General features: G+C 46.7%; 9 protein-coding genes. 8 read left to right on the plus strand and 1 reads right to left on the minus strand.

Features of this window, described 5'->3' with window-relative positions:
• Positions 1-230: 230 nt before the first annotated feature.
• From ATB78_RS05335 to ATB78_RS05365, 7 genes are all read left to right on the plus strand, one after another.
• Positions 231-1,535 (plus strand): MATE family efflux transporter, encoded by a 1,305-nt coding sequence (locus ATB78_RS05335; protein WP_061008023.1) that lies wholly within the window; start codon positions 231-233, stop codon positions 1,533-1,535.
• A gap of 429 nt (positions 1,536-1,964) precedes the next feature.
• A complete protein-coding gene (locus tag ATB78_RS05340; protein WP_009707060.1) occupies positions 1,965-2,726 on the plus strand; it encodes an ATP-binding cassette domain-containing protein in 762 nt (253 codons plus the stop codon).
• Positions 2,727-2,746: 20 nt separating this feature from the next.
• Positions 2,747-3,595, plus strand: coding sequence for a dipeptide/oligopeptide/nickel ABC transporter ATP-binding protein (locus ATB78_RS05345; protein ID WP_061008024.1), 849 nt, complete (start codon positions 2,747-2,749; stop codon positions 3,593-3,595).
• Positions 3,585-5,099: an ABC transporter substrate-binding protein gene (locus tag ATB78_RS05350; RefSeq protein WP_061008025.1), complete on the plus strand. Its 1,515-nt coding sequence runs from the start codon at positions 3,585-3,587 to the stop codon at positions 5,097-5,099. The genes ATB78_RS05345 and ATB78_RS05350 overlap by 11 nt, the downstream gene beginning before the upstream one ends.
• A 46-nt stretch (positions 5,100-5,145) precedes the next feature.
• Positions 5,146-6,855, plus strand: a complete 1,710-nt coding sequence (locus tag ATB78_RS05355) for an ABC transporter permease subunit (protein WP_179946995.1) — start codon at positions 5,146-5,148, stop codon at positions 6,853-6,855.
• A gap of 164 nt (positions 6,856-7,019) precedes the next feature.
• The gene (locus tag ATB78_RS05360; protein ID WP_061008026.1) at positions 7,020-7,487 is read left to right on the plus strand and encodes a hypothetical protein; all 468 of its coding nucleotides are present in this window, start codon (positions 7,020-7,022) and stop codon (positions 7,485-7,487) included.
• 179 nt (positions 7,488-7,666) lie between these two features.
• Positions 7,667-9,304 carry a methyl-accepting chemotaxis protein gene (locus ATB78_RS05365; protein WP_061008027.1) on the plus strand — a complete coding sequence of 546 codons (1,638 nt, stop codon included), beginning with the start codon at positions 7,667-7,669 and terminating at the stop codon, positions 9,302-9,304.
• 472 nt (positions 9,305-9,776) lie between these two features.
• Here the strand turns inward: ATB78_RS05365 and ATB78_RS05375 are convergent, their stop codons facing one another.
• Positions 9,777-10,415 (minus strand): winged helix-turn-helix domain-containing protein, encoded by a 639-nt coding sequence (locus ATB78_RS05375; protein ID WP_061008029.1) that lies wholly within the window; start codon positions 10,413-10,415, stop codon positions 9,777-9,779.
• A 498-nt stretch (positions 10,416-10,913) separates the two neighbouring features.
• Here ATB78_RS05375 and ATB78_RS05380 point away from each other — a divergent pair, with 498 nt between their 5' ends.
• Positions 10,914-12,050, plus strand: a complete 1,137-nt coding sequence (locus tag ATB78_RS05380) for an efflux RND transporter periplasmic adaptor subunit (RefSeq protein WP_061008030.1) — start codon at positions 10,914-10,916, stop codon at positions 12,048-12,050.
• Positions 12,051-12,052: the final 2 nt, after the last annotated feature.

A 12,052-nucleotide genomic window follows, 5' to 3' on the forward strand; every position in this document is an offset into this window, starting at 1 on the left:
ATTACTGTTAGTGTGGTTGTTTATCGACGATTTATCCGTTTACCTGTTGAGATGCATAGGGTGGCAATAAAGCCGATGGGTTAACTATTTTATTGATTTTCGTTCTCATTCTTTTTCCCATTTTGTGGTTAACTTGAGCCCATTAAACAAATAGAATGCAGTTCGGTGGCAAGATGACTTAAACCGACTCTTCACGCGTTCTGCACTTTTCTAACCAACTTTTTCAAATCATGAACCTGACTCATAAAGACTATTTTAAAATCGCATTTCCTTTCATTGTTTCTACTGTTACCCAACCATTATTGGGGGCGGTGGACACCGCGGTGATCGGTAAACTCGGTGTGGCAGAGATGATTGGTGGTGTGGCGATCGGCACCGTCATCATGAATACTTTGTATTGGCTGTTTGGCTTTTTCCGCGTCAGCACTACCGGGCAAAGTGCAATCGCATTAGGTAAAAATAGCCCAGAAGATCAAGCGAGCAGCTTATTCCGTCCTTTCGTGCTTTCGCTCTGCCTTGGCTTGATTTTCATTGCGTTGCAGTCCGTGATTTGGATGGGGGCAGAGCTGATTATCTCCCCTGATGCCGTCGTGGCAGAAAACGCGAAGATTTACTTCGATATCATGATCTTTGGTGCGCCGTTTGTGCTGCTGAACTACACCGTGATTGGATGGTTGATGGGGCAGGCGAAAGCCAAAGAAACCTTGTTCACGCAAGTGTTTGGTAACGTGCTGAACATCGTGCTGGATATCGTCTTTGTGTTGTACTTCGATATGGGCATTGCTGGTGTTGCGGTGGCGACACTTATTGCGCAAATCTCGACGTTTGTTATTGGTGCGGTGCTGGTGTTGAAAACCTGTCGCTTCCCACTGTTTGATTACATTCAAACAGCGAAAATGACGCGTAAAGATCTTAAAGTTATCGCGTCTTCCAATATGGATCTGCTGCTTCGTACAGTATGTCTACTGGTGTTCTTCAACATGATGGCGCGTGTAGGCTCTCAACTAGGTTCTGATGTGCTCGCGGCGAACGCAATCTTGATGCAAGTGACCTTCATCGTCAGCTACATGTTTGATGGTGTAGCGAATGCGTCGAGCGTCTTTGCTGGTAAAGCCGTAGGGCAGAAGAATCCAACATTGCTTGATAACGTGATTAAGCTAAACACGCAATGGACCGCGGCGTTCGTTGTTGTATTGACCTTGCTGTTGGTACTGTTCAAACACCAATTAGTGACGTTGTTTACTACTTTGCCAAACCTTGTTGAGCTGTATCTAAACATGAGCCCTTGGTTATTGGCATTCCCGTTGGTTGCTGGTTTCGGTCTGACGTTTTACGGCATCTTTACTGGCACAGGGACGACGCGACCAGTTCGTAACTCTACCTTCCTAACCATGGTGTTGTTCTTAGTGACGCAATTTATTGCGGTGCAATATTGGGGCAATCACGGTTTGTGGCTGGCATTCACTTTGTTCTACGTTGGGCGCTTTGTCTTCTTGTTCCCATCCCTCGATCAAGTCAAACAAAAGTGTCAGTAATGCACGCTGTTATACCCAAGTAACCTCGAGATGCTTAGTTCAGCGAAAATGCCTTGGCTTGCAGACGCGGCGACGATTTGAAGATCTAGTGGCTCTAAATGAATAATCGTCAACAAAGTATGCGGGTCAAGGCAATTCGCCCTTTGGGAGTGAGTCACTGAAGCAACTTCTGCGTCAAACAACTTGGAAAGAGCTCGCTATTCCGCTGCGTCGTTTTCCTTGAATTTGAATCAGTGACTCACTCTGAATCCAGCATCTTGAGGTCACTTGGGTATAGATTATTTCGATTTTTTATCGCAAGGGCGGAGTTATCTGCCCTTGCTGATAAAAGCGTGAAAAAGGTGATGACATAACCCCTCTGAGTTGTTTTCTTGCTCAGACCTGCGTGATACTATCGTTATGTTATATTGTTACATTTAGTTTGATGTCGTGATTTCTCAACCAATACTCTCCGTTAATAATCTCAGCCTTACAGACTCAGAACGCACACTCTTCAAAGACATTTCTTTTGAGCTGTTTCAAGGTGAAGTTCTTGCCATTATGGGACCTTCCGGCATTGGTAAATCCATGTTGTCGAAAGCCGTCGCAGGTTTTTTGCCGTCAGATATTTGGGTAGACGGAAGTATCCAGCTTAACAGCAGTGAAGTCGCACAAACTGTCATGCTGCAACGTAGTCAATCTCAGCGTCCCGCGGTCATTTTCCAAGATGCACTTAAAGCGCTGAATCCATTGGCGTCTGTCGAACAACAACTGTGTTTGGCATTGACGGGCAACAAAACACGCTTGTCTTCAGCAAACCGAGAAACGGTGACGACCTTGTTGTCTCAACTCGGATTTGCGGATCCAAAAGCAGCATTAGCGCAGCATCCAAGCCAGCTATCTGGTGGTCAGCGCCAGCGTATTTGTATTGCCATTGCGTTGCTTGGTAGTGCCAACTTGATCATCGCGGATGAGCCTACCAGTGCGCTCGATCCAATCACCGAAGCGGAGATCCTTGAGTTGTTTCGCAGTAGTGTTCAGCAACGCAACATCAGTGGTTTGTTGATCACGCACGATCTGTCTGCGGCTTTGGCATGTGACAAAGTCTTGGTGATTGCGGACAACACCATGGTGGCTTATGGCGCACCGTGGCAAGCCATTCAGCAAAGTTCGCATCCTTTCTGCCAACAACTTGCGCAACTGCTGCCTTAACCTCATCTCTGGAGCCTATTTTGACTAAGCACAACTTGAGCGGGCACACGCAGCCTAAATCGGCGGAAGTTCGCTTTGAGCAAGCCAGTGTTCACTATTACTCCAAACCGAGTTGGTTAGGGGGCAAACCGTTCAAAGCGCTCGAACAATTGGATCTTGCCATCGACACAAAGAACATTGCGATTGTTGGTCCTTCTGGTGCGGGTAAATCGACCTTGATTGAACTTCTGTTTGGTCTTCGTAAACCCACATCTGGTGAAGTGTATGTGTGTGGTTATCCGCTATCGCGTAGCTCGGCTAAGCAGCGCCAAGAGTTATGTCAGCACATTCAACTGATTCCGCAAGAGCCACAATCGAGCTTGAATCCGTATTACACCGTTCGTCAGATCTTACTGGAGCCGCTAAGCAATATTGGTTTGACGCAAGAGCTTAACGAGAAGGTGGAAAAGGTTTTGGCGGATGTCGGTTTAGATCTCACATTGTTGGAGCGTAACCCGCAGCAGTTATCGGTTGGGCAAGCGCAACGTGTGGCTATCGCCAGAGCTTTGATTGTGGAGCCTTGTGTTTTGGTTGCCGATGAGCCAACCAGCAGCTTAGACCCCGTCAGTCGTAAACAGATTCTTGACCTGTTGGCAGGCATTCAAAAAAGTCGTCAGATGCGCCTGATTTTGGTGACGCATGACCTCGATGCGGCACAAACCCTATGCGATGAAATCCTAGTGTTAGACAAAGGACGTGTTGTCGAGCACGGCACAGCACAGAACGTGACAAATAACCCATCGCACTTGATCACGAGAGCCTTGATGAGCGCTCAACACAAAAGTAATGAATTCACAAAAACCATTGGAGAGGTTTCTTATGCACCTTAGTACTCCCAAGTTAGCTTTGTCGCTGGCTTTAAGCGCATTGCTGACGGGTTGTTTTGACTCTGGCGAAAGCAAGCCAGAAGCGGAAAAAGCAGCTGCACCGCAAGCAACGGAAATTCGCGTTGCCATGATGCAGCCACCACGCACAGGTTTGTCACCACTTTCAGATGACGCGTTCAAACTATCACGTTGGAGCACGGCAGAAACGCTGGTGAACCTAAACGATCAGTCGGTAGCAGAGCCTATGCTGGCAACAGAGTGGGAACAAGTTGACCCGATGACGTGGCAATTTACGGTACGTAAGGGCGTGAAATTCCACGATGGTTCTGACCTTGATGCCAACGCGGTTGTGAACTCTCTACAAAAAGCATTAGATGCCGCACCAAAACCACGTATTTTGGATGGTATCGAATGGCAAGTTCGCGCATTGGACGACTTCACTGTTGAAATCAAAACGACCTTTAACGATCCATTGTTGCCAAGCCGTCTATCTAGCCCACAGTTAGCGATCCTTTCTGGTGCTGCATACCAAGAAAACGGTCGTGTTGTGCCAATCAATGCGGGTACGGGGCCATTCGTTCTGACAGAAATCAACGGGACAACCAGCGCAAAACTGAAGCGTTTTGACGGTTACTGGGGTGAAAAAGCAAAAGTAGACAGTATCTTTGCTGAATACGTACCAAACGGTTTTGCTCGTGCTGCAGCGCTGCGTACCGGTGAGGCGGATGTAGTTGAAGCGGTTCCTGTATCACAAATCGCGATGATGGAATCTTCACAGCTGCACGAAGTCGCAATGCCACGTACCAACACGCTTTACCTAAACAACAAATCAGAAGTGTTTAGCCAGTTCGGTTTGCGTAAAGCAGCGGCTCAAGCGGTTAACCGTGAGCAAATCATCAAAACGGTTTACGAGAACCACGCCGATTCAGCGAAAGGTCTGTTAGGTCCAGCATTAGCATGGGCTCAACCAATTCGTGATGCGAACCCTCGTATGGAAACCATGGAAATGCGCCACGCGAACGGTGAGAAGATCACCATCGGTACATTTACCGACCGTGCTGAGTTGCCAGAAGTGGCGGTGTTGCTAAAGCAACAACTTGAAGCGGCTGGCTTTGTGGTTGAACTAGACGTTCGTGAATACGCACAAATCGAAAACGATGCACTAGCAGGTAAGTTCGATGCGTTCTTGTTGTCACGTGCAACAGTGCTGGATTCTGGTGATCCAGTCGCGTACATGCAAAGTGACTTTAGCTGTAAAGGTTCTTACAACCTAGGTCAGTTCTGCTCTGAAGAAGTGGACGCAGCATTGAAACACGCTGATCGTCAGCCTTTGGGTGAGAAACGCCAACAAGCGATCATCGAAGCAGAAAGCAAAATCCTTGAGCAATACGCTGTGATTCCACTGCTGCACGAGCGAGTAATCCAAGGTGAGAGTGACCGCGTGAAGAATGCACAACGTGACCCACGCGAGCGTCGCCTGATCGACCAGTTTACTGAGGTAAACTAACTCGATGTCGTCTGTTGCCAACATGCGCTCTCGTTGGAGCGCTTGTATGCCTGAATGGTTTACGCGGTTTTTGTCGCGCTTCCTGTCACTCGGGGTAGTGGTTGTGCTGGTGGGTTTGATGCCGGATATTGCAGGTATCGATCCAAGCCAATCAATCCTCCGTGCTCGTGCGGGTGCTCAACAATTGCTGACGGCAGAAGCTCTGCAAGCAATTCGAGAAGATCTTCAACTTGACCGCAGTGCTGTTGAGCGATTGTGGGATTGGTTGACGCTTGTCATGCAAGGTGACTTAGGTGTCTCTTGGGTGAGCGGTGCATCCGTGATGGAGAGCGTTCAACAAACTGCAAAAACGTCACTATTACTGATGCTTACAGCGCTAGGAATGGCATTTGTAATGTGCATGGCGAGCATGCTTTACACTGTGCGTCGTTGGCAACAGAATCGCTTAGACAAACATCATGACACGCTCAGTTCGGTGTTGGTTTCATTGCCTGAATACGTGATTGCTTCGTTGCTGATCATGGTGTTTTCCATCTGGTTGGGCTGGTTCCCGCCTTATGGTTGGCAAGGTGTGCAAAACCTCTGGCTACCCAGTTTGGCAATGGCATTGCCTGCTGCTGGCTTGTTCGGGCGCTTGCTCAATGACAGCCTCAAGCGTGTACTAGATGAGCCTTGGGTGATCACTTGGCTATCGGCGAACGTCAGTAAGTTTCAAATCTTACGCTTTGCCTTGTGGCGTGCCGTTAGTAACTTGATTCCTCAAATCGCAATGACGGTGATTGGTTTGACTGGCGGCGCGGTTGCTGTGGAGCAAGTGTTTTCCATTCCGGGTATCGGACGATTGATCTTAGGCGCAGCGAAGTCACAAGATCTGCCGATGCTGCAAGGTGGCTTGTTGGTGTTGCTGGTGTTCTCTATGTTGATTAGCAGTGCGAGCATCTTATTGCAACGCTGGTTACTCGGGCACAGTGTCACGAGTGGCAAGTTGATCAGCAGTCACAGCACGTTCCGTTTTACCCAAAACACCACCAAACGTATCGTCAGTGCCACGATCTTTGCCTTGCTGATTGGTTGTGCAGGATGGGCGTTAATGCGCGATCCTTACACCATCCATTTTACCCGCCTTGAATTGCCAAGCTTAGCAGCACCGTTTGGTGCCGACGCCGTTGGTCGAGATCTGCTTGCTCGTGTTGGCGGCGGTATGATGTCGACAATCAAAATGGGTATCATCGCGACGTTCCTAAGTTTGGTGATTGGTTTGCTACTTGGCTTCGTGACTCGTTATAGCCAAGGCTTAATTGAGATCACCAAAGGTGTGCCATACATTGTGGCGGGTCTGCTGATCGCTGGTCTAACGGGGATGAACCCAAACAGTGCCTTGATTGCGATTGTTATGGTGTCGTGGGCACCATTAGCGGCGCACTGCGCGAGCTTGTTGATGGAAGCCAAAGCGCAGCCTTATACGCATCTTGCGCCCATTTGGGGAACCAGTCAGTGGCGAGTTCTCCGTTACTACTTGTTGCCTTATGTGCTGCCGCCATTGATTCGTCACGCGTTTTTGCGTTTGCCGTACATTACGCTCAGCCTGACGTCTCTGAGTTTTATCGGACTTGGCGTTAAGCCGCCAGAACCTGAGTGGGGCTTATTGATTGCAGAGAATCTGCCTTACATTGAGCGCTCGCCATTAGGTGTTTTACTGCCAATCTCAGGCTTAGTTTTGATGGCAATTGCAATCAACTTGTTGTTCGACGATTAAACCGGACTCGTGAACTTTCCAGCAGCCTCAATAGCGATATTGAGGCTGTTTTCTTTCTGTTTCATTATTCACCATTGTGTGTCCCAAAAGCCAAGCACACATTTGCGCTCTGGCGTGCCATTCTTAAGCTGACTCTCACGGTTTTTATCTTGATAGGAAAGGGCATGAAGGAATACGCACCGCAGTACAACAAGAAAGAAAAGATCATCAGAATCGCTATCGCTGGTGTATTTGGCCTTCTAGTTGGCGTGCTGTTTAAGTTTAACGGAGAGTCTCTGCTGCAAGCAGTCGTCGAAGCGCCGGAATGTTCTCAAATGTTCGGTATATCAGGCTTAGAACTTTTGGTTCACATATTGTTCTTTTGGGTGCCAGTGTCCGTGTTTTTACTTACTGCGGTATTGATGTTGCCACTTGGCGTACGTGGTTTGATCGAAGGTCAGTTCCCACCAAAAGGCGTTAAGGTATTCAGACCCACTGTGATTCAACGCGGCAAGCTCGGTACGTTCAAATCCCTTATTCATCTGTTGTTCCCCTTATTGTGCTTTGGCTTCGTTATGTGGGGTAATGTTCAAATCGAACCCATGATGGAGACGTTCCAATCTAATCAAGGCATATCGAACTGTAACGACTGAAGTTGTGTGACCTTGCTTCCTAGAAAAATCGTCTGATAAATCAGTTATTTGTTGAATCTAAAATATTAGTCGAAAAGACAAAAATAATTAGAGGACGTTGAACTGTATAAGCAATTTTATACGCCTTTTGTTTGATACACTCGACGGTGATTTGAACAATAAAACAAAGGTATCTATTCATGTTCAACAACCTTTCCATCAAGCAGAAGATAGTTCTCCCGCTGTCTTTGATGATTGTATTACTCACGGTAAGTTCAGTATTGAATGTTCTCACCATGTGGAAACAGACTGAGCTTAGTGACACGCTCAATGACCAAGTTATTCCAAGCTTATTCACTCTTGAAGATGCGTATCGCGACCTGTATCAAGCGACTTCTGCGATTCAAGGTCTGGCATTGGCACAGACTCAAGCAGAAATCGATCACCACTTGTTTGAATACAAAGACAACGCCTACAAAGCTCTGCCTCGCATGAAGAAAGTCATGTCACTTTCTGATCAAGGTGTTCTGCCCCGTAGTCACGGTAGTGAAGTTCAACAGTTGGTCTCAACGGGTGAACAATGGCTGCAAAGTTATGAGGCAATGATCAGCAAGCCACAATCACAGTGGGTAAACTACTACGAATCAAACAAAGCTGAATTTGAACGCCAATTTGGTGCGGTTCGCGATCAATTGAACGTAGTGAAAGACGCGATTGAAGCAAAGCAAAATACGCTTAAAACAGACATCGCGGCAGCCGCGTTTCGTGCAGAAGTCATTTTAGAAGCAGGCATTGCGATCGTAATTCTAGCGGCACTTGGCATGGTGGTGTTGTTGCTTAAAACAGTAGTGAAGCCAATCAATGACATCAAAGAGGCGATGGTACAAATTGCGTCTGGAGAAGGGGATTTAAGTCAGCGCATCAGCATCAATTCTCAAGATGAAATTGGTCTACTGGCTGGCGGCTTTAACCAGTTCGTCACTAAGATCCAAGCAACGGTGTCACAAGTGGTAGAAAGCTCAAACACATTGCGTCAGGAAATGAATAACCTAAACGCCTTGACTTCGACCATCGCAGATTCAACGGTAGGTCAACAGCGAGACAGTGAAGCCGTTGCCGCAGCTGTTCATGAAATGCAGGTGACGAGTCGTAACGTGAGTGATAGCGCAACAGAAGCTGCATTGGCAAGCCAAACCGCGAACGAAGAGTTGTCGAATACCAATGTGATTTTGGAGCAGACCGTCGCAGCAATTCGTGACCTTGCGGGTGAGATTGAAAGTGCAAGTCAAGTTATCAACACACTAGACAATGACGTAAGCAACATTGCTTCGGTATTGGATGTTATCCGTGGCATTGCAGAGCAGACTAACTTGTTGGCATTGAACGCGGCGATTGAAGCAGCGCGTGCTGGTGAGCAAGGTCGTGGATTTGCTGTTGTGGCAGATGAAGTTCGTTCCCTAGCGAGCCGTACTCAAAAGAGCACGGGCGAGATCCAAGCCATGATTGAGAAGCTACAAGCAGGTGCTGCTCAAGCGGTGGAAGTGATGCAGGGCAGTAAAACCAGTAGCGAAGACACCATTCAATCGGCAGGTTTAGCGACAGAATCCTTGGCTGAAATCCTAAACGCGATCGCACGAATGAACGAGATGAACACACACATTGCGACAGCAGCAGGCCAACAAAGCTCAGTGAGTGATGAAGTGAACAGCAACGTTCAAGGTATTGCAGACAGCAGCACGTCTATTGTGGATGTAGTGACTCAAGCACAGCAGTCATTGTCTATGTTGTCTGAGCAGACACAACAGTTGGACAAGCAAGTCAGCCAGTTCCGCGTATAAAACAGCGTTATACCCATTACGCTCTATCCGAAATGAAAAAGGCACCTTTGATTATCAAAGGTGCCTTTTTGTCAGTTTCTTTAGAAGCGAATAGCATCAGTATAAGCATCTAAATCCCATGTTTTTTAGGGTTCGCTCCGCTCTGCCAAAAAAGAGCAAACTGCATTGTTCATCTAGATAGTAGATACGATTGTGGCGCATGGTCACCGGCTTTTCGTAACTCAATACAATGTATTCGTTTCCCTTAGACTTTGAATATTCATATTGATAGTCAAGCGCTTGAAAGTCTGTCACAGCACCACCGATCGGTGAGTAATGATTCCGAGTCTCAATGTGATCTTTGTAGAGTTCAGTATAGGTCGTCCACCTATATTGCATCGCTTCTACCTTGCCAAACAGTTGAACTTTTGACTGGTGTGCAGTGAACAAGAGAATGCCGTTGAACACAACCAATGCTATCAATACTTTGAATTTATGGGCATTGAAGTAAAAGCTGATCTTTGTGATAAATGCATTCATGGTTGTTAATTGTCACTATCGTTTTTCCGTCATCGGAACGTTTTATTTCTGGGTAAGCTTTGGCTCTTAGTACTTGTTCAAAGTCGTGCTTGTAATACAGTGCTTTCGCCGTTTCATAAAGGTTGAAGACTGTTAGCACCAGCAATGCTGCGAGCAGAAGGCACCATAAACCTTGGCTTTGACCCGTTTTGATAACACTCATTGGAAGCGTTTCTTGCTTCGGCTCAATTAGTGCTTCAGAAACCAACTTTTCTTGCTCAGCAGCAGCGAAGTTTAATGAATAGCCAACACCAGGGACGTTGATGAGAATCGATTTATCGTTATCTTCTAATGTGCGTCGGGTGCGATTTATCAGCTGCGGCAAGCTCTCTTGTGAGATATGCTCATAACCCCAAACCTGCTGAATGATCTCTTTATTACTGATCGTGTTTGGGTGCGCATCAACGAGGCAGTTCAATAACGCTTTTTGTTTATTGGTGAGCTTAACTGTGTCTTGCTCTTCTGTTTTGCCACTCAAAAGGGAGGGCAGTAAATAGTGAGTCGTCCTGTCCCATGTGAATTTCCCTAATACTATTCTATTGTTGTTTTTCATAACCAACTTATTTCGTATATCAGGCTGTTTTAGGGGAGCGAATTATAGGGTAATAAATACGGAAATCAACGCCTATATTTGCAATTTATTTAATCAAAGCGTGCTTTAAATGTTCAATTAATGATGCAATGTTAAACAAGTGTAAAGTCCTATTTTTTCACTTATTCTCACGTTTTTTAATAAACTTTCTTTTTATCTGCATTAGCAAGATCTCCTACTAATTGGTTTGCTTTGTCACGAGTTCTCTGGTTTTGTCTACTCTTTTTTACTGTTTTTATTAAGAAAAATCTGATTTCGATTGCTCACAGAAAATTTATTTTTCCAATCAAAAAGCGTTCAAATTGAGAGATCAACGACAGCTTTCGAATAAACATTTTTGTCTATCGTAAAGAACGTTAAATTTTGTTGTATGTACAACATTGAATAATTATCATCCCGACTAATATTTGCTGACTTTTTATTGAGTCACGTTGTTTTAGTTAGGAAGAGAGAATTTTCATGACACGTAGAACCACGCTATCGCTCTTGATTGCGTCGAGCCTATTATTGGTCGGGTGTGAACAGAGCCAAGAAGGACAAGCGCAAGGTGGTCCAGCGCCGACACCAGAAGTGATGGTATTGACGGTAGAACCTGTTCGCCAAGCGCTAACAGTAGAACTGCCAGGCCGCAGCCGAGCGTTTAAAGAAGCAGAAGTTCGCCCACAGGTAACGGGTATTATTTCTGAGCGTAATTTTGAAGAGGGTGGTGTGGTTGAGAAAGGTCAATCGCTTTACCAGATCGACGATTCTACGTTCCAAGCAGACCTATTAAGCGCAGAAGCTGAACTGATCCGTGCTCAAGCATCGGAAGAGTCAACGTACTCAACGGTTCGTCGTTACCGTGCGTTGATCACTAAGAAGTCGATCAGCCAACAAGATCTAGATGAAGCAGAAGCGGCTTACAAAGAAGCGAAAGCGCAAGTGTTGGTAGCGAAAGCGAGAATCAACACGGCGAAGATCAATCTGTCTTACGCACAAGTGAAAGCGCCAATTAGCGGTGTGATTAGCAAGTCTAACGTAACGGCGGGTGCGCTGGTAACGGCAAACCAAGCGGCGACGCTAACGACCATCCAACAGCTAGACCCAATCAATGTTGATATCGTGCAATCTTCTGCTCAATTACTCCGTTTGAAAGCAGCGATGTCACAAGGCCATCTGCAAAAAGACGAATCCGCTCAAGTGACACTAACGCTTGAAGACGGTTCGACTTACGCACACAAAGGCACCATGAAGTTTACTGAAGTGAACGTAGACGAAAGCACGGGCAGCGTAACGCTACGTGCAGAATTCGCGAACCCAGATGGCTTACTGCTACCGGGCATGTTCGTGCGCGCAACGGTAACGGTAGGTGTGGACCCTGTGGCGATTCTTATCCCACAAAACACAGTAACGCGTGACGCAACGGGCAAAGCCTCAGTCATGACTGTGGATGCGGACAACAAAGTGTCTATCACTCCAGTGACGACTGCTGAGTCTATTGGTAACCAATGGCGCATCACAGAAGGCTTGAAAGTGGGTGATAAAGTCATCACGACTGGTCTGCAGATGGTGCAGCCGGGTAACCCAGTGACCATTCAATCAGGTGAGCAGGCATAATC

Source organism: Vibrio sp. CUB2, from assembly GCF_001557945.1.
Lineage (GTDB): Bacteria > Pseudomonadota > Gammaproteobacteria > Enterobacterales > Vibrionaceae > Vibrio > Vibrio owensii.